A 20,924-nucleotide genomic window follows, 5' to 3' on the forward strand; every position below is an offset into this window, starting at 1 on the left:
CCCCTACCGCCGGGGCCCAGGACCATGCTCACGTCGATCAAGGAACGGGCTCCGCCGGGCGGGGTGCGGCCTGCCCGGCGGAGTCCGGCCATTACCGCGTCAGCAGCTGCTCCAGGACGTCCGCGCCCTTCGACGCGCCGCCCGCGCCGCGTACGATCCGGCTCAGGGCCTGCGCCCGGGGGCGGGAGGACCGGACGTCCTGGACGGCGTCGCGCAGGCCCCGCACAGTCGGGTCGGTGAGCGTCCTGCCGACCCGCAGCTCCTCCGCGCGCCGGGCGATCGCCCGCTGTTCCGGGATCTGCGGGACCGCCACGAAGGGCACCCCGTGGTAGAGCGACTCCATCGTCGAGTTCATCCCGGCGTGGCTCAGGAACACCTCGGTGTGGCGCAGTACCGCCACCTGCGGCACGTGGGCGTGCACCTCGACGTTCGACGGGATGGGGCCCAGCGACTCCTGGTCCAGGGCGCCCACCGCCATGACGACCTGCCAGTCGCTGTCGCCGAACGCCTCGATGCAGGTCCGGTAGAACTCGGGCCGGTCGTTGAAGACGGTTCCCAGCGATATCAGCAGGACGGGAGCCTGCGACCGGGGGCTCCACTCCTCCGTGGTCTGCCGGCCGCTCAGCGACGGCCCGATGAAGTGGAAGCGCTCGTCGAAGGTCTCCCCCGACATCTGGAACTCGCGGGGGATGAACACCAGGCTCGTCGGGGCCACGTAGCCGAACATCAGGTTCGGGTCCTCGAGGAAGGTGTGGCCCTGCGCGAACTTCCCCATGTCCTGAATCGCGGCCACCAACTGGGGGTTGGTGTGGTCGAAGTCGGCCGGTAAGTACACCTGCGCCGCCGAGAAGGACTCGTTCTCCGCGAAGGTCGGCACCAGGGAGATCTCCCGCACCCCGAGCAGGTTCGCCAGCATCCGCCCGGTGAAGGTCACCGAGTCGTAGCACACCGCGTCCGGCGGGTCGGCCGAGAAGTGCTCGGACAGGACGGGGAAGGAGGCACGCGCGTCATCGAGGTAGTACTCCATCGTCACGGCGAGCTGCTCCGCCGTGAACTCGCCCCGCGCCGCCATGTCGGGCGGCAACTGCGAGGGCAGGGTCACCGGCGACGCCCCGGCGGCCACGGGGCCGTCCATGGTGGCCGGTCCCGTGGCGTAGCTGACCCGGTGACCGCGCCGGACCAGCTCTTCGACCAGCGGCAGGGTCGGGTTCACATGCCCGGACGCGGGCGCGCTCACGAAGGCGAAGTGGGCCATCAGCTCTCCTCCAGGATGACCGGCAGGGTCTTGTGTCCGTTGGTGAAGAAGGAACCCAGCGGCTGGAGTTCCGACGACGGGACCGCCAGCCGCAGCCCGGGGAACCGGGAGAACAGCGCGGACAGCGCGGTCGTCGCCTCCAGCTTCGCCAAGGGGCTGCCGAGGCAGTAGTGCACGCCGTGCCCGAAGGTGAGGTGGTCGGCCCGCGACGGCCGGGTGACGGAGAAGTCCTCCGCGTCGGCCCCGTGCTGCGCCGGGTCGCGGCCGGCGGCGCCGTAGGACAGCAGGATCGCCTCGCCCTTGCGGATCCGCACGCCGTCCACGGAGATGTCCTCCACGGCGTACCGCAGCGGCAGGTTCGGCACCGGCGCCTGCCAGCGCAGCGTCTCGTCCACCACGTCCTCCCACGTGCTGGACCCGGACCGGACCAGGTCGAGCTGGGAGGGGTGCGTGGCCAGCGCGTGGACGGCGTGGTCGAGCAGGTTGACCGTCGTCTCGAAGCCGGCGGAGATGGTGAGCAGCAGGGTGTCCAGCAGTTCCCGCTCGGACAGCCGGGTGCCGTCCGCCTCCTGCGCGGCGATCAGGTCGCTGGTCATGTCGTCGCCGGGCTCGCGCCGTTTGGCGGCGACGAGATCCTTGAGCAGCATGTACAGCTCACCGGAGGCGGCCTGTACGCCCGCCGGGTCCGCGTCGAGGCTGAACACCGCGTCCACCAGCCGCCGCAGGTCCGCGCCCGTCTGCGCGGACACCCCGAACAGGCCGGTGATCACCTGGATCGGCAGCGGGAACGCGAACCGTGCGCGCAGGTCGACCGCCTGCCCCGGCGGCACCGCGGCCAGGTCGGCGATCAGGCCGGCCGTGATCTCCTCGACGCGCGGCCGCATCGCCTCGATACGGCGCGGGGTGAACGCCTTGGCCACCAGGCTGCGCAGCCTGGTGTGGTCGGCCCCGAAGGCGGTGAACATGTTCTGCATCGCGACCCACATGATCAGCGGCCAGTCCGGCGGAATGTCGCCGTCGCGCCACATGGGCCAGTGCTTGTTCGCGTCCTTGGAGACCTTCGGGTCAAGCAGCAGCTTCTTCGCCAGGTCGTGCCCGGTCACGGCCCAGGCCGACACGCCACCGGGCAGTTCGACGGGCGTGGCCGGTCCGCGCTCGCGCAAGGCGGCGCCCTCGCCGAAGATGTCGCCGCCCGAGGGGTCGATGACGTACGCGTCGGCCGGCGGGGCCTGCGTGCGCACCGGCTCGGTGAAGGTGGTGGTCGTACGGGGCTTGGGCGGCTCGGTGATCTCCAGCAGGGACGCGGTGAACCGCGAACCCATGCCGAGGCCGATCGACATGATGGTGTCGCCGGGCTTGAGGGTCTCGTCGTGCAGCAGGTGGTCCATGCCGAGCAGTTGGTCGCACGGCCCGACGTGGCCGAGTTCGCGCAGCATCGGCCAGGTGGTGCGGCCCAGGTCGATGCCGAGCGGCTCCAGCACGACGACCTCCAACTGGGCCAGGCCCAGACCGGTGACGACGAACCTGGTGATGTCGGCGACGTTGACGCCGGCCTCCTTGGCGGCCTGCTCGACCGCGGTGACCAGGGCCCCGCTCATCAGCGTCAGATACGGGGCCAGGCCGGTGACCTCGATCGGCGTACGGTTGCGGTGGCCTTCGGGGTCCGGGATCGTCGGGGTGGCGAGGACCTCCATCTGGGTCGCGGAGCTGTTGGCGGTCGCGACCAGCCTCGCCCGGCCGCCCTCGCGGTTGAGCACGGCCGCGACCGCGCCGTCGGCCAGGAAGATCCCGATGGTGGGCTGCCAGCGTTCCCACCGCGGCGGCAGGAACCGGGCGGTGGCCGTGACCAGGGTCGCGGTCGCGGCCGGGTCGGCCACCAGATGCGCGGCGGCGGACTGCAGCGCCGCCGAGCCACCGTTGCTGGTCGCCTCGACCTCGTAGACGAGGGCGTGGCCGAGGCCGAGGACGCGCTGCAGGTGGCAGGAGGACGCCATGTGGTCCTGGTGGTCCATCTGGGCGTAGGCGGCCATGGAGATGTCGGCGCCGCTGAGGCCGGACTCGCGCAGCGCCCCGATCGCCGCGTGCACGGCCATCGCGTGCTCGGTGACGTCGTCGGAACGGGTGAACGACACGAAGTCCGACAGCGCGAGCAGCCGCCGCATGGTCTCGGTGTCCGGCACGGCCTGCGTCGCGGGCGTGCGGGGCGGCAGATATCGCCCCGTTCCGCCGATGTAGACGTTGTCCCAGATCATGCATCGTCCTTTCCCCTGAGTGCGGACAGCCCGGCCCCGTACCCGCTGAAGTCGAGGAGCCACGTGCTGATGGCCAGCGCCGTGGCAGCGGAGTGCTCCTCCAGTACGGTGAAGTGGTCGCCCGAGACGGTGAGCACCTCCTGGGCGGTGGTGGACAGCCGGGGCCACGAGCGCTTCCCGGTGCTCACCAGCAGCACCGGCGCGGTGACGGGCTCCGGGGCGCCGGCCAGATCGAGGTAACGGCCCATGGCCACCAGCCGGTCGTCGTCGACCGGCTGGACCTGGTGGCCGGCGTCGAGCATGCCGGTGAGCACACCCGGCAGGTCGTCGGGGTAGCCGTCGATCAGCACCACGGCACTGGGCCGTGCCCCCCGCCGTTCCAGTTCCCCGGCGGTCGCCAGCGCCAGCCACGCGCCCACCGAACGGCCGACCAGCACCGGCGCGGCGATGGCCGACACGGCCTCGGCGAGTGCCTGGACCAGGACGTCGGCGTCCGCGGGCAGCGGGTCGCCGGCGAAGCCCGGCAGGGTGACCGCCGTGACGTCGCGGGCGGCCTCCAGCGCGGCGGCGAACCGCCCGTACTCCTCGATGCCGCTGGACGCCAGCGCGGAGGGCAGGCAGACCAGCGACGGCTGGAGGAAGCCGGTCGCGAGGGCGACCGCCTCGGCCTTGGGCGCGTCGGTGGCCGGGCTCAGCCGGGACGCCGTGGCCAGCAGGTCGAGGCCGTCCTGCGCGCGGCCGACGTCGACGGCCTTGCGCAGCAGGCGCTCCATCGGCCCGGCGACCCGGTTCTCCGGCGAGCACAGCTGCCCGTAGAGGTGGTTGACGAGTTGTTCGGGCGTCGGGAAGTCGAAGACGAGGGTCGCCGGGAGCTGGAGCCCGGTGGCCGCGTTGAGCCGGTTGCGCAGCTCGATGGCGGTCAGCGAGTCGACGCCGTGGTCGCGGAACAGCTGACGCGGGTCGTCGATCCCGCCGGGGGCCATCCCGAGGATGCTCGCGCTGTGCGTGACGACCAGGTCGAGCAGCAGGGCGCGCTGCTCGGGCTCGGGCAGGGCGTCGAGCCTGGCCTGGAGGTCGCCGGGGCCTGCCACCGGGGCCTGCGCGCGCCGCGGCCGGGCGAGTCCGCGCAGCAGCGCGGGCGGGGTGTCGATCGCCGCGAGGTCGAGGCGGACCGGCACCAGCGCCGGGCGTCCGCCCGCCAGGGCGGTGTCGAACAGGTCGAGGGCCTGCTCGGTGGCCAGCGGCAGCATCCCGGTCCTCGCCAGCCGGCGGTGGTCGGCCTCGGTCAGGTTCCCGGTGATGCCGCTGGACTCGGCCCACTGGCCCCAGGCCAGGGAGGTGGCCGGCAGGCCGCGCGCGTGCCGGTGCTCGGCGAGCGCGTCGAGGAACGCGTTCGCGGCGGCGTAGTTGGCCTGCCCGGGGGCGCCGAACACCCCGGACGCCGAGGAGAACAGCACGAACGCCCGCAGGTCCAGGTGCTCGGTGGCCTCGTGCAGGTGCCACGCGGCATCGGCCTTCGAGCGCAGCACCGTGTCGATCTGCTCCGGTGTCATCGATCCCACCACGGCGTCGTCGACGATCGCGGCGGCGTGCACGACGACCCGCAGGTCGGGGATCGAGGCGACGAGATCCCTCAGTGCCCCGCGGTCACCGGCGTCGCAGGCGACCACGGTGAGGGCGGCGCCCAGCTCCTGCCTGAGCCCGGGCGGCTCGACGCCGCGGCGGCCGGCGAGCACCACGTGCCGGGCGCCGTGCCGCGCGACCAGGTGCCGGGCGACCAGGACGCCGAGGGTGCCGGTGCCGCCGGTAATCAGCACGGTGCCGTCCAGGGGCGCGCCGTCCAGGGGCCCGGCCGGGGCGGACGGGGCGGACGGGGCGGCCCTCACCAGCCGCGGCACGAGGGCGGTTCCGTCACGCAACCGGATCTCGGGCTCGCCGTCGCTCACGGCGGCGCGCACCGCGGCGGGGATCGCCCGGCGTGAGGCGGCCGTGCCGTCGTGCCGGACGGTCAGGATCCGCCCGGGGTTCTCGCTGTGCGCGCTGCGCAGGAAGCCGCGGGCGGCGGCCGAGGCCAGGTCGTCGCCGGTGAGGACCACGAGCCGGGCCGGCGTGTCGGTGGCCAGGAACTCCCGTACCGTGCGGAGCAGTTCCCGGGTCACCGCGTGGGCGGCCGCGACCGGTTCGCCCTCGCCGGCGACCTCGTGGCGGACCGTCTCGGTGTCCGGGCCGTCCGATGCCGCCATCGGGGTCCAGTCGACGGCGAACAGCGTGCTCGGCCGGCGCCCGGCCCCGGGACCCGCCGCTTCGACGGGCCGCAGGACGATCTCGTCGATGCTCGCGACCGGCGTCCCGGCGGCGTCGGTGATCCGCACCGCGCAGGTGTCCGGCCCGGTCGGGTGCAGCACTACGCGGACCGTCCCGGCCGACCCGGTGACCGACACACCGGAGAACGAGAAGGGCAGCCGCGCCGCGCTGCCGCCGACGCCGCTGTCCTCGGCCGCGAGGCCGGCGAGGAGGGTCAGCGGCTGTATGGCGGCGTCCAGGAGCGCGGGGTGGAGGCGGTAGCCGGTCAGCGCCGCGGGGTCCGCCGGGAAGCTCACCTCGGCGTGCAGGTCCCCGCCGTGCCGCCGGATGCCGGTGAGCCCCTGGAAGGTCGGCCCGTAGTCGTAGCCGGCGTCGGCGAGCCGATCGTAGAGCGAGCCGATGTCGATCGGCACGCCCTCGCTGTCGTCCGGCCCGGGCACGGCCGCCCGGTCCGCCCGTGTCGCCCCGTCCGCCGGCGGACTGAGTACGCCGGTCGCGTGGCGGGTCCACTCGTCGGGCTCGGCGGAGGTGCGGGAGTGGACGGTGACGGGCCGGCGTCCGGTGTCGTCGGGCGCGCCGACGGTGACCTGCACATGCACACCGTCGCGCTCGGACAGCACGAGCGGCGCCTCCAGGACCAGTTCGGACAGTACGGGGCTGGCCGTGTGCTCGCCGGCGTGGACGGCCATGTCCACGAACGCCATCGCGGGCAGCAGCGTCGAACCGAGCACGGTGTGCTCGGCCAGCCACGGGTGAACGGACGCGGAGAGCTTCCCGGTCAACACCACACCCTGCCCGTCGGGGAGCTTCACCAGGGACCGCAGCAGCGCGTGGTCGGGCGTGTCGAGGCCCTCCGACGGGCTGGTGGGGTGGAGCCAGTAGTGCTGGTGCTGGAAGGGATACGAGGGCACGCGCGCGCCCACCTTTCCCGCCGTTGTGATGGCGGGTGGGGTCCAGCGCACGGCCCCGTCCGCCCACAACCGCCCCAGCCCCGACAGCAACCGCTCCGGAGAATCCCCACCACGCCGCATCAACCCATTGCCCACCAGCACCGGATGGGGGCCCACCTCCACAAACCCCGAAACACCCTGGCCCTCCAACCACTGCATCGCGTCGGCAAACCGCACCGGCTCCCGCACCTGACGCGCCCAATAGCCCGGATCCGCCATATCCACCGGCTGTCCGGTCACCGTCGAGACCACCGGAATCACCGGCACACCGAACGACAGCCCCGCCGCCACCTGGCGCAGTTCCTCCAGCACCGGGTCCATCCGCGCCGAATGGAAGGCGTGACTGACCGCAAGCCTTGCCACGCGGCGCCCGCGGCTTCGCCAGACCTCACCGACCGCCAGCACCGCCGCCTCGTCCCCCGACACCACCACACTTTCGACCCCGTTGACCGCCGCCACCTCGGCCCCCGGCACCAGCGAACCCGCCACCTCCTCCACCGACGCCTGCACCGACACCATCGCCCCACCACCGGCCAGCCCCTGCATCAACCGGCCCCGAGCCCCCACCAGCACACACGCGTCCTCCAACCCCAAAACCCCCGCCACATGAGCCGCCGCGACCTCGCCCACCGAATGCCCCACCACGAAATCCGGCCGCACACCCCACCACTCCACCAGCCGGAACAGCGCCACCTCCAACGCAAACACCCCGGCCTGCGTGAACACCGTCTGATCCAAAACCCCCTCCCGGTCCTCGAACAACACCTCGACCGGCAACCCCAGCAGCCCACACACCTCATCCAGCACCCGCGCAAACACCGGAAACACCTCGTACAAACCCCGACCCATCCCCACCCACTGACCACCCTGACCGGAAAACACAAACGCCGACCTGCCCGAGTCGCGGGCCTCGCCGGTCACCAGCCCGGGATGCGCCTCCCCGCGCACCAGGGCCGCCAGCGCCTCCGGTCCGGTCACCATGGCCCGGTGGGAGAACCGGGTCCGCGCGGCGAGTGCGGCGCCGATTCCGTCCGCGTCGGGGGCCTTGGCCGCGTACGCCTGCAGCCTGCGGGCCTGGGCCCGTAGCGCCTGCTCGGATTTGGCCGACAGCAGCCACGGCACCGGCACGGCGGTAGTGGAAGCGGGATCGGGAGCGGCAGGGGACTCGGGCGAGGAGAGCCCGGCCGGATCCGGGGCCGGTGCCTCAAGGATCACGTGCGCATTGGTACCGCTGATACCGAACGCCGACACACCGGCACGGCGCGGACGCCCCGTCTCCGGCCACGGCCGGGCCTCCGTGAGCAGCCGGACGTTTCCGGACTCCCAGTCGACGTGGGAGGTCGGCGCGTCCACATGCAGCGTCGGCGGCAGTTCGCCGTGCCGCATCGCCATCACCATCTTGATCACACCCGCGGCACCGGCCGCCGCCTGCGTGTGCCCGATGTTCGACTTCACCGACCCCAGCCACAACGGCTCGTCCCGGTCCCGGCCATAGGTCGCCAGCAGCGCCTGCGCCTCAATGGGGTCACCCAGCGTCGTCCCGGTGCCGTGCGCCTCCACCGCGTCCACCTCGGACGGCTCCAACCCGGCATTCGCCAACGCCTGGCGGATCACCCGCTCCTGCGACGGACCGTTCGGCGCGGTCAACCCGTTGGACGCCCCGTCCTGGTTCACCGCCGAACCCCGCACCACCGCCAGCACCCGATGCCCATTGCGCCGGGCGTCCGACAACCGCTCCAGCAGCACCAGACCCGCACCCTCACCCCAACCCGTGCCGTCAGCGCCCTCGGCAAACGCCTTCACCCGGCCGTCAGGAGCCAGGCCGCGCTGCCGGGAGAAGTCGATGAAGGCGGCGGGTGTCGCCATGACCGTCACCCCGCCGGCCAGGGCCAGCGAGCACTCCCCCGAGCGCAGTGCCTGCGCGGCCAGGTGGATCGCCACCAGCGAAGACGAGCACGCCGTGTCCACCGACACCGCCGGACCCTCCAACCCCAGCAGGTACGAGACCCGGCCGGAGGTCACGCTCGTCGCCGTGCCGGTGGCCACATAGCCGTCCGCGTCGCGGGAGATCTGGTCCACTCCGCCCGCGTAGCCGGAGGCCCAGATGCCGGTGAAGACGCCCGTCTGACTGCCCCGCAACGACGTCGGATCGATCCCCGCGTCCTCGAACGTCTCCCACACCGTCTCCAGCAACACCCGCTGCTGCGGATCCATCGCCAACGCCTCACGCGGCGAAATCCCGAAGAACGCGGCATCAAAACCCGCCGCATCCGCCAGAAAACCACCCGACCGCGTATACGACGTCCCTGGACTACCCGCCGGATCGAAAATGCGACTCACGTCCCACCCGCGATCCGGCGGGAACTCCCCCACCGCATCCACCCCACCCGACACCACATCCCACAAACCCTCCGCCGAGCCCACCCCACCCGGATACCGCGCCCCCAACCCCACCACCACCACCGGATCACCCGACACCACCACCGCAGCCGGCACGGGTGCGACCGTCCGGCGCTCCTGGCCGAGGACCACCTCGCGCAGGTACTCGGCCAGCCGGGCCGGGGTCGGGTGGTCGAAGACCATCGTCGCCGACAGCCGGGTCCCGACCGCCGTGGACAGCCGGTTGCGCAGCTCCACGCCGGTCAGCGAGTCGAAGCCCAGATCCTTGAAGGCCAGGTCGCCGCCGATCTCGTCGCTACGGCCCAGCACGGCCGAGGCGTGGGTGCTGACCAGGTCGAGAAGGATCTCGCGTTGCCGGGCCTCGGGGAGCGATCCCAGCTCGCCCGCCAGTCCGGTGGTCCGCACCGGTTTGCGGGCACGTGCCAGCGCGCGCAGCACCGGCCGGTCGCCGAGTGCGGACACGTTGAGCTTGGCGGCGACCACCGCCGGTTCCGCGGTGTCCAGGCCCGCGTCGAACAGCCCCAATCCGTGGTCGGTCGCCATCGGCGGCAGCCCCGCGCGGGCGAGGCGTTCACGGTCGGCCTCGGACAGCTGCCCGGTCAGCCCGCTGGCCTCGGCCCACTGACCCCAGGCCAGCGACACACCCGGCAGGCCCAGGCCACGCCGGTACGCGGCCAGGCCGTCGAGGTACGCGTTGGCCGCCGCGTAGTTCGCTTGGCCCGGGGCGCCCAGCACACCGGCGGCGGACGAGAAGAGGACGAACGCCGTCAGGTCCCGTTCCCGGGTGAGTTGGTGCAGGTGCCAAGCGGCCCGGGCCTTGGGCTCCCAGACCGCGGCGAGGCGTTCGGGGGTCAGCGACTCGACCAGGGCGTCGTCCAGCGCCCCGGCCGCGTGCACGACCGCGGTCAGCGGATGCTCGGCCGGGATCGCGTCCAGTACGCCCGCCAGCGCGTCCCGATCGGCCACATCACAGGCGGCCACCGTCACCTCCGCGCCCAGCCCCGCCAGCTCCTCGCGCAACGCGGCCCCGCCACCACGGCGACTGACCAGCAACAAGTGCCGCACACCCCGCTCGGCCACCAGGTGCCGGGCCACATGGCCCCCCAGCGTCCCCGTACCACCGGTGATCAGCACGGTGCCGGCCGGGTCGAGATCCGCGGGGACAGTGAGGACGATCTTGCCGATGTGGGCGGCCTGGCTCATGTACCGGAAGGCGTCCCGCGCGCGGCGGACGTCCCAGGTGGTGAGCGGTGGCAGGCGCAGCTCGCCCGCGGTGAGCAGCCGGACGGCCTCGGCCAGGATCTCCCCCAGCCGCTCCGGTCCCGCGTCGGCCAGGTCGAAGGCCAGCACGCCGGGACGGATGTCGGCCTTGCCCATCTCGACGAACCGCCCGCCGGGCGCGAGCAGCCGCAGGGTCGCGTCCAGGAACTCACCGGACAGCGAGTTCAGCACCACGTCGAAGGGGCCGAACCGGTCGGCGAACTCCAGGGTCCGGGACGAGGCGATGTGGTCGTCGGCCAGCCCCAGGGCGCGCAGCGCGTCCCACTTGCCCGGGCCGGCGGTCGCGTGGACGTCCGCGCCCCAATGCCGTGCGAGCTGGACCGCCGCCATGCCGACGCCGCCGGCCCCGGCGTGGATCAGGACCCGGTCACCGGCCTTCAGGCAGCCCAGGTCGCGCAGGCCGTACCACGCGGTCATGAACGCGATCGGCACCGTGGCGGCCTGGGTGAACGTCCACTCGTCGGGGATGCGCACCAGCACCCTGTGGTCGGCGACGGCGACCCGGCCGAACGCACCGGGCAGCAGCCCGGCGACCCTGTCCCCCGGCCGCAGCGCGGTGACCTCGGCGCCGACCTCGGTGACGACGCCCGCGCCCTCGCTGCCGAGCAGCGCCGGGTCCGGGTAGACACCGAGGGCGATCAGCACGTCCCGGAAGTTCAGGCCCGCCGCCCGCACGGCGACGCGCACCTCCCGGGGCCCGAGCGGGGCCTGCTCGTACGGCAGGAAGGCGAGGTCGTCCAGGCTGCCCGTGCCCGGCTGCGTCAGCCGTCCGTCGAACGCCTCCGGTGCGGAGCGCACGAGCCGGGGTACGTAGACGGCCCCCCGGCGCACCGCCACCTGGTCCTCGTCGCCGACCGACAGGCCGTCGGGCAGCTCGTCGGCGTCCACGAGCACGAAGCGGCCGGGGTGCTCGGACTGCGCGGACCGGACCAGGCCCCATACGGCAGAGGCTTCCGGGTCGCTCACCCGGTCACCGGGGACGACGGCGACCGCACCCCGCGTGCACACCACGAGCCGTTCGCCGGGCCCGGCCAGGAAGTCCTGGACGGCCGCCAGCGCCTCGGCGAGCGAGCCGGGCGAGACGACGGCGTCACCGAGCGCACCTTCGGCGGGGGTCAGCGGAACCCAGTCGAGGGCGTACAGCGGGCCGCGTTCGGCCATCGGACGGGTGGTCAGCGCCTCGACGGTCGCCACGGGCTCGCCGGACCGGTCCGCCAGGTGGACGGCGTACGTGCCGGGGCGCACCGTCGTCAGCCGCACGCGCGCGGAGGTCACGCCGGTACGGTGGACCGCGATGCCGCCCAGCGAGAACGGCAGCCGCACGTCGCCCTCCGTGCCGGCCAGCAGCGCCAGCGGCTGCAAAGCGGCGTCCAGCAGGGCCGGATGGACCGAGAACCGGGCCGCGTCCGGCACGGTGACCTCGGCGAACACCTCACCGCCGCGGCGCCACACCGCCTGCACGGCCTGGAAGGCCGGCCCGTACTCGTAGCCCGCCGCGGCGAGCGTGTCGTAGAGCCCGGTGACCGGTTCCGCGCCGGCCGGCGGCCATTGCGCCAGCTCCTGCCCGACCACGGGTTTCCCGCTCACCGTGCCGGTGGCGTGCCGCACCCACCCGTCCGTACGGGACCGCACGTCGACCGTGCGGCGGCCGGCCTCGTCCGGCTCGCCCACGACGACCTGCACGTCCACGGCGCCGTCCGCGGGCAGCACCAGCGGCGCCTCCAGGACCAGTTCCTCCACGGCCGACCCGGCCGCGTGCACCACCAGTTCCACGAACGCCGTCGCGGGCAGCAGCACCGTCCCCAGTACGGAGTGGTCGGCGAGCCAGGGGTGGGTGGCCAGGGAGAGCCGACCCGTCAGGACCCGCTGCTCGCCCACCTCGACAGCGGCGCCGAGCAGCGGGTGGTCCACCGAGTCGAGCCCGGCCGCGGACACGTCTCCGGCGCCTCCGGCGAGCCAGAACCGTGTCCGCTGGAAGGGGTAGGTGGGCAGCGCCACCGGCTCCCTCTCCGGGAACGGCCACCGCACCGGCACACCCGCCACGAACAGCCGCGCCGCGGCGGCCAGGAACTCGGCCGGGGTGCCGTGGTCGCGGCGCAGTGTCCCGGTCACCATCCCCGCCTCGTGCTCCTCCAGCGCGGGCGTCAGCACCGGGTGCGGGCTGATCTCGACGAAGACGGGGTCGCCACCCGCGGCAAGCAGCAGCCGGGTGGTCTGGTCGAACAGTACGGGTTCGCGGAGGTTGCGGTACCAGTAATCCGCGTCGAGACCGGCGGTGTCGACCGGTTGTGCGGTGACCGTGGAGTAGAAGGGGACGTCGGCGGTCCTCGGCTGGATCCCGGCCAGGTCGGTGAGCAGTTGCTCACGGATCGCCTCGACCTGCGCCGAGTGGGCGGCGTAGTTGACGGGCAGACGGCGGGCGCGAATGCCGTCGGCCTCACAGGCGGCCAGCAGTTCGTCCAGCGCATCCAGATCACCCGACACCACGACCGAACCAGGGGCATTGACCACCGCCACCGTCAGCCGGCCATCCCAACGGACCACCAAGTCGGCGGCCCGCTCATCCCCCAGCCCGACCGACACCATCCCACCCTGGTCGGCCAGGGCCACCAGGGCCTTGCTGCGCAGGGCCACCACCCTGGCGGCATCGTCCAAGGACAACGCCCCGGCCACATACGCCGCCGCAATCTCACCCTGCGAATGCCCCACCACCGCATCCGGCTCCACACCATGAGCACGCCACAACTCCGCCAGCGCCACCATCACCGCGAACAGAGCGGGCTGCACCACATCAACCCGCTCCAGCGAACCACCACCGGCCAGCACCTCCACCAACGACCAATCCGTATACGGCGCCAACGCCGCATCACACGCATCGATCGCCTCCCGGAACACCGGCTCCGAGACATACAACTCCCCACCCATCCCCACCCACTGCGCACCCTGCCCCGGAAACACAAACACCGACCGACCCACCGGACCGGCGATCCCGGTGACCAGACCCGGCGCCGTGCCACCCTCGGCCAGAGCGTCCAGGGCCTCACCGGTACCCACCACCACCGCACGGTGCTCGAACAGAGCGCGGGCGGCCAGAGCACCACCGACCGCCGCCGGACTCACCTCCGGATGTACGGCAGTGAAAGCACGCAACCGACGCGCCTGCTCCCGCAACGCCACCTCGGACCTGGCCGACAACACCCACGGCACGACCCCGCCCGCAGACCCGGCCGCGGACCCCGCCGAATCCCCGGCCGGCTGCTCAACAGCCGCCTCGATCACGACATGCGCGTTCGTACCGCTGATACCGAACGCCGACACACCGGCACGGCGGGGACGCCCCGTCTCCGGCCACGGCCGGGCCTCGGTCAGCAGCCGGATGTCACCGGTGTCCCACTCGACATACGGCGTGGGCTCCTGCACATGCAGCGTCGGCGGCAGTTCACCGTGCCGCATCGCCATCACCATCTTGATCACACCCGCCACACCGGCCGCCGCCTGCGTATGCCCGATATTGGACTTCACCGACCCCAGCCACAACGGCTCCCCCCGCCCCTGACCGTAGGTCGCCAACAGCGCCTGAGCCTCGATCGGATCACCCAGCGTCGTCCCCGTACCGTGCGCCTCCACCGCGTCCACGTCCGCCGTCGACAATCCGGCATTCGCCAGCGCCTGCCGGATCACCCGCTCCTGCGACGGACCGTTCGGCGCCCCGAGGCCGTTCGACGTGCCGTCCTGATTGATCGCCGAACCCCGCACCACCGCCAGCACCCAGTGGCCGTTGCGGCGGGCGTCGGACAAGCGCTCCAGCAGCACCAGACCCGCGCCCTCACCCCAGGCCGTACCGTCAGCCGTCGACGAGAAGGGCTTGCACCGACCGTCGGGAGCCAGGCCGCGCTGGCGGGAGAACTCCGTGAACCCCAGCGGGGTCGCCATCACGGTCACCCCGCCGGCCAGGGCCAGCGAGCACTCCCCCGAGCGGAGCGCCTGCGCGGCCAGGTGGATCGCCACCAGCGAGGACGAGCAGGCGGTGTCCAGCGAGACCGCCGCGCCCTCCAGCCCCAGCAGGTAGGCGATCCGGCCGGAGGTCACGCTGGTCGCGGCGCCCGTACCGAGGTAGCCCTCGGCGTCGGCGGGTGCCTGGTCGCCGTAGCCGGAGGACCAGATGCCGGTGAAGACACCCGTCTGGCTGCCCCGCAACGACGTCGGATCGATGCCGGCGTACTCGAAGGTCTCCCACGCGGTCTCCAGCAGCACCCGCTGCTGCGGATCCATCGCCAACGCCTCACGCGGCGAGATGCCGAAGAAATCGGCATCGAACCCCGCCGCGTCCGCCAGAAAACCACCCGACCGCGTGTACGACGTCCCCGGATGATCCGCATCCGGATGGAACAACCCCTCGACATCCCACCCACGATCCGACGGGAACTCCCCCATCGCATCCACCCCACCCGACACCAGGCCCCACAACTCCTCCGGCGACCCCACCCCACCCGGCAACCGGCACCCCATGCCCACGATCACCACCGGATCGGGCCCACCACCCACCCCACCCACCGACACCGACGACGACACCACCGACACCACACCCCCGTCGAGGATCGCGCTCAGCAGGTGCTCGGCGAGTTGCCGCGGGGTGGGGTGGTCGAAGGTGACGGTGGCGGGCAGGCGCAGGCCGGTGGCGGTATTGAGCCGGTTGCGCAGTTCGACGGAGGTCAGGGAATCGAAGCCGAGGTCCTTGAACGGCTGCCGGTCCCGTACGGCCCCCGGTTCGCGGTGACCGAGCACGGCGGCGGTGTTGGCGGTGACCAGGTCGAGTGCGGCGCGCAGGCGTTCGGCCTCCGGCAGTGACCGCAGGCGGTCGGCGATCGCGCCGTGCCGTGCCGGGCGCCGGGCCGCCTTGCGGGAGACGAGGCCCTTGAGGGCGGCCGGGACCGCCGGGGCACCCGCCATCACGGACAGGTCGAGGCGTACCGGCGCCAGCACGGCCCGGTCCGCGGCCAGGGCCGCGTCGAACAGCGACAGGGCGTGGTCGGTGGCCAGCGGCACCACCCCGGCTCGCGTCAGCCGGTCCTGGTCGGCGCCGGTCAGGTGCCCGGTCATGCCGCTGGGCTCGGCCCAGTAGCCCCAGGCCAGCGAGGTCGCCGGCAGTCCGAGGGCGCGCCGGTGCACGGCGAGGGCGTCGAGGAAGGTGTTGGCCGCGGCGTAGTTGGCCTGCCCGGGGCTGCCGAGCGTCCCGGCCGCCGAGGAGAAGAGGACGAACGCCGTCAGGTCCTGTCCCCGGGTGAGTTCGTGCAGGTGCCACGCCGCCCGGGCCTTGGGCTCCCAGACCGCGGCGAGGCGTTCGGGGGTCAGGGATTCGACAACACCGTCGTCGAGCACGCCGGCCGCGTGCACGACCGCGGTCAGCGGATGCTCGGCCGGGATCGAGGCCAGTACGCCCGCCAGCGCGTCCCGATCGGCCACATCACAGGCGGCCACCGTCACCTCCGCGCCCAGCCCCGCCAGCTCCTCGCGCAACGCGGCCCCGCCACCACTGCGACTGACCAGCAACAAGTGCCGCACACCCCGCTCGGCCACCAGGTGCCGGGCCACATGGCCCCCCAGCGTCCCCGTACCACCGGTGATCAGCACGGTGCCGGCCGGGCCGAGATCCGCGGGGACAGTGAGGACGATCTTGCCGATGTGGGCGGCCTGGCTCATGTACCGGAACACGTCGACCGCGTCCCGGACCCCGCGTACGTCGATCGGCAGCGGTGCGAACTCGCCGTCGGTGAAGGCCCGTACGACGGTGTGCAGGATCTCGCCGAGCCGTTCCGGCCCCGCGTCGGCGATGTCGAACGCCCGGTAGACGATGTCGGGGTGGTCGGCGGCGTCGCGGATGTCGGTCTTGCCCATCTCCACGAACCGGCCGCCGGGCCCGAGCAGCCGCAGGGAGGCGTCGACGAACTCGCCGGACAGCGAGTCCAGTACCACGTCCATGAGCGGGAACTTCTGCTCGAACTCCAGGGTGCGCGACGACGCGATGTGGTCCTCGTCCAGTCCCAGGGCGCGCAGGATGTGCCATTTGGCCGGGCCGGCGGTGGCGAACACCTCCGCCCCGAGCCGCCGGGCCAGTTGGATCGCCGCCATGCCGACGCCGCCGGTGCCGGCGTGGATCAGGACCCGGTCACCGGCCTTCAGATCGCCCAGGTCGCACAGCCCGTACCACGCGGTCAGGAACACCACGGGCACGGACGCGGCCCTGGCGAACGACCAGTCGTCGGGCATCCGGACCAGCAGCCGCTGGTCGGCGACGGTGACCGGACCGAAGGCGCCGGGGACCAGGCCCATGACGCGGTCGCCGGGCCGGAACCGGGTGTCCGGGCCGGTTTCGAGGACGACGCCCGCGCCTTCGCCGCCCATCAGGGCCTCGCCGGGGTAGACGCCGAGGGCGATCAGCACGTCCCGGAAGTTGAGTCCGGCCGCCCGCATGGCGATCCGGACCTGCCCGGGCCCCAGCGGCTCCATGAGTTCCGGGCGGGGCACCAGCGCCAGGTCGTCGATGCTGCCGGTGCCGGTGTCCTCCAGCCGCCAGGTCCCGTCCGGCGGGGTGAGGCTCGCGCCGACGCGGACCAGGCGGGGGACGCGCAGCGCCCCTTGGCGTACCGCCAGTTCCGGCTCGTCCGTCCCCGCGATCAGCGCGGGGTCCCAGGTCGGGTCGGCGTCGACCAGGACGAACCGGTCGGGGTGCTCGGCACGCGCGCCGCGGACCAGGCCCCAGACCATCGAGTGGTGGAGGCCGACCACGTCACCGGGCGCGGCGGCCACGGCGTTGCGGGTGACGACCGCCAGCCGGGTCCGCTCGCCCGCCAAGTGGTCCCGGATCACGGCGAGTACGCTCCGCGCGCTCTCGTACGCCGCCTCGACCGGGTCCGCCTCGGGTTCCGGCCCCGGCACCTCGTAGACGACGAGGTCCGCGGGGTCGCCGCCCATCGCCGCCGGTTCGAGGGGGGCTTCGAGGGGGACCCAGTCGAGCGCGTACAGGCTGTCCGGGACGGCGGTGGCGTCCCGGACGGTCAGCGACGTGATGACCGCGACCGGGGTGCCCTCCGGGTCGGCCACGGCCACGGTGTACGTGTCCGGTCCGGTGGCGGACAGGCGTACCCGCAGCGTCCGGCCGCCCGTGGGCCGTATCGCCACTCCGGTGAACGCGAACGGCAGGCCGGTGCGGTCGGTGAGGAACGCCATGGGGTGCAGCGCGGCGTCGAGCAGCGCGGGGTGCAGGGCAAACGGTTCCTCGGCGGGAAGCTCCACTTCGGCGTAGACGGTGTCGCCGACCCGCCGGGCCGCCGTGACGCCCTGGAACGCCGGCCCGTACTCGTAGCCGAGCACGGACAGCGAGTCGTAGAGCCCGTCGACGTCGAGGGTCTCACCGGCCGGCGGCCAGTCCCAGGCGCTCAGCGCCGGCTCCTCGCCCAGGGTCCCGGTGGCGTGCCGCACCCACTCGTCGCCGTCACGCGAGTACACCGTGAGCGGGCGGCGGCCGTCGTCCTCGGGACCCACGACGACCTGGAGGTGCACCGGGGTGTCGTCGAGGACGATCGGCGTTTCGAGCACCAGCTCCTCGACCGCGTGGCCGAGCCGGCCGGCCGCGTAGGCCGCCATTTCCGCGAACGCCGTGCCGGGCAGGAGCACGGAGCCCCGCACTGCGTGGTCGGCCAGCCACGGGTGGGTGGCGAGCGAGATCCGTCCGCTGAGCACCGCGCCGTCGGGCAGTTCCACGAACGTGCTGAGCAGGGGGTGGTCGCCCGACGCCGTCGGGACGGGCCGCAGCCAGTACGGCTGGCGCTGGAAGGCGTACGTCGGCAGGCTGACGGGTTCGGTGTCGGCCGGGAACCGCCAGTCGACCGGGACACCGTGGACGTGCAGGCGGCCGAGCGAGGTGAGGAAGTCGTCCTGGTCGCGCCGGAGCGTGCCGGTGACGAGGAGGTCGGAGCCGTGGTGGTGGCCGGTCTCCTCGACGGCGGAGACCAGGACCGGGTGCGGGCTGACCTCGACGAAGACGGTGTGGCCGTGGTCGAGCAGCGCACGGGTGGTCGCGTCGAACAGCACGGGCTCGCGGAGGTTGCGGTACCAGTAGCCGGCGTCGAGGGCGGAGGTGTCGATCTCCTCGCCGGTCACCGTGGAGTACAAGGGGACGTCGGCGGTCCTCGGCTCGATTCCGGCGAGGTCGGTGAGCAGTTGCTCGCGGATCGCCTCGACCTGCGCCGAGTGGGCGGCGTAGTTGACGGGCAGGCGGCGGGCGCGAATGCCGTCGGCCTCGCAGGCGGCCAGCAACTCGTCCAGCGCGTCCAGATCACCCGACACCACCACGCTGTCCGCCGAGTTGACCACCGCCACCGTCAGCCGGCCGTCCCAACGGGCCACCAACTCGGCGGCCTGCTCATGCCCGAGCCCGACCGACACCATCCCGCCCTGGTCGGCCAGCACCGCCAGCGCCCTGCTGCGTAACGCCACCACCTTGGCGGCGTCCTCCAGGGACAGCGCTCCGGCCACGTACGCCGCCGCGATCTCGCCCTGCGAATGCCCGACAACGGCATCGGGTTCCACACTATGAGCCCGCCACAGCTCCGCCAGCGCCACCATCACCGCGAACAGGGCGGGCTGCACGACATCGACGCGCTCCAGCGAGCCGCCGCCGGTCAGCACCTCCACCAACGACCAGTCCGTGTACGGCGCCAACGCCGCATCACAGGCGTCGATCGCCTCCCGGAACACCGGCTCCGAGACATACAAACCCCGCCCCATCCCCACCCACTGCGCACCCTGCCCCGGAAACACGAACACCGACCGACCCACCGAACCGGCCACACCCGTCACCAGACCCGGCGCCGACCGGCCCTCCGCCAAGGCCTCCAACGCCTCCACACCACTCAGCACCGCGCGGTGATCGAAACGCGACCGCCCCGCCAAGGCCCGGCCCACCGCGACCGCGCCAACCCCCGGGTGCCCGGCCAGGAACCCCGCGAGCCGACGCGCCTGCTCCCGTAGCGCCGCATCCGACTTCCCCGACAGCACCCACGGCACCACCCCACCCGCAGCCCCGGCCGCGGACCCCGCCGAAACCCCGACCGGCTCCTCAGCAGGCGCCTCGATCACCACATGCGCGTTGGTGCCGCTGATGCCGAACGCCGACACGGCCGCGCGACGCGAACGCCCCGTCTCCGGCCACGGCCTGGCCTCGGTGAGCAGTGAGACCTGGCCCGCCGACCAGTCGACGTGCGAGGACGGCGAGTCCACGTGGAGGGTCCGCGGCAACTGCCCGTGCCGCATCGCCATCACCATCTTGATCACACCCGCCACACCGGCGGCGGCCTGGGTGTGACCGATGTTCGACTTCACCGACCCCAGCCACAACGGCTCCCCCCGCCCCTGACCGTAGGTCGCCAACAGCGCCTGGGCCTCGATGGGGTCGCCGAGGGTGGTCCCGGTGCCGTGGGCCTCCACCGCGTCCACGTCCGCTGTCGACAGCCCGGCGTTCGCCAACGCCTGCCGGATGACGCGTTCCTGGGACGGACCGTTCGGCGCCGCGAGCCCGTTCGACGCGCCGTCCTGGTTCACCGCCGAACCCCGCACCACCGCCAGCACGCGGTGGCCGTTACGGCGGGCGTCCGACAACCGCTCCAGCAGCACCAGACCCGCGCCCTCACCCCAGGACGTACCATCAGCCGCCTCGGCGAACGCCTTCACCCGGCCGTCAACCGCCAGCCCCCGCTGCCGCGAGAACTCCACGAACCCCGCCGGCGTCGCCATCACCGTCACACCACCGGCCAACGCCAACGAGCACTCCCCCGCCCGCAACGCCTGCGCCGCCAGATGGATCGCCACCAGCGACGACGAACACGCCGTGTCCACCGACACCGCCGGACCCTCAAGACCCAGCAGATAGGAGACCCGGCCGGACGTGGCGCTGGTGGCTGTTCCGGTGGCGAGGAAACCTTCGAGGTCCGGCGGCGGCTGGTTGCCGTAGCCGGAGGACCACAGGCCGGTGAACACGGCTGTGCGGCTGCCGCCGAGTGTGGTCGGGTCGATGCCGGCGTACTCGAAGGTCTCCCACGCGGTCTCCAGCAGCACCCGCTGCTGGGGGTCCATCGCCAGCGCCTCGCGCGGCGAGATGCCGAAGAACCCGGCGTCGAAGCCCGCGCCGTCGGCGAGGAAGCCGCCCGATCGGCTGTAGGTGGTGCCCGGCCGGTCCGGGTCGGGGTCGTAGACGACGTCCCAGCCACGGTCCGGCGGGAATTCGGTGATCGCGTCGGCGCCGTCCGAGACGAGCCGCCACAGGCCGTCCGGGGACTCCACTCCGCCCGGGTAGCGGCAGCCCATGCCGATGATCGCGATCGGCTCGCGCGCGGCCTCCTCCATGTCGGCGAGGCGCTTGCTGAGCACTCCCAGGTCGGCCGTGGCGCGCTTGAGGTAAGTGCGGAGCTTCTCTTCGTCGGACAT

3 protein-coding genes are annotated in these 20,924 nt (G+C 73.0%); all 3 read right to left on the minus strand.

The window, feature by feature from the left end:
• Positions 1-91: 91 nt before the first annotated feature.
• From ITX44_RS20565 to ITX44_RS41290, 3 genes are read right to left on the minus strand one after another with little or no spacing between them, the layout of a single operon-like run.
• The gene (locus ITX44_RS20565; RefSeq protein ID WP_205358752.1) at positions 92-1,255 is read right to left on the minus strand and encodes a macrolide family glycosyltransferase; all 1,164 of its coding nucleotides are present in this window, start codon (positions 1,253-1,255) and stop codon (positions 92-94) included.
• A complete protein-coding gene (locus ITX44_RS42705) occupies positions 1,255-3,507 on the minus strand; it encodes a cytochrome P450 (RefSeq protein ID WP_205358753.1) in 2,253 nt (750 codons plus the stop codon). Before ITX44_RS42705 ends, ITX44_RS20565 begins: the two co-directional genes overlap by 1 nt.
• Positions 3,504-20,924: a type I polyketide synthase gene (locus tag ITX44_RS41290; RefSeq protein WP_236061131.1), complete on the minus strand. Its 17,421-nt coding sequence runs from the start codon at positions 20,922-20,924 to the stop codon at positions 3,504-3,506. Before ITX44_RS41290 ends, ITX44_RS42705 begins: the two co-directional genes overlap by 4 nt.

It is taken from the genome of Actinacidiphila acididurans (assembly GCF_016918855.1).
GTDB lineage: Bacteria > Actinomycetota > Actinomycetes > Streptomycetales > Streptomycetaceae > Actinacidiphila > Actinacidiphila acididurans.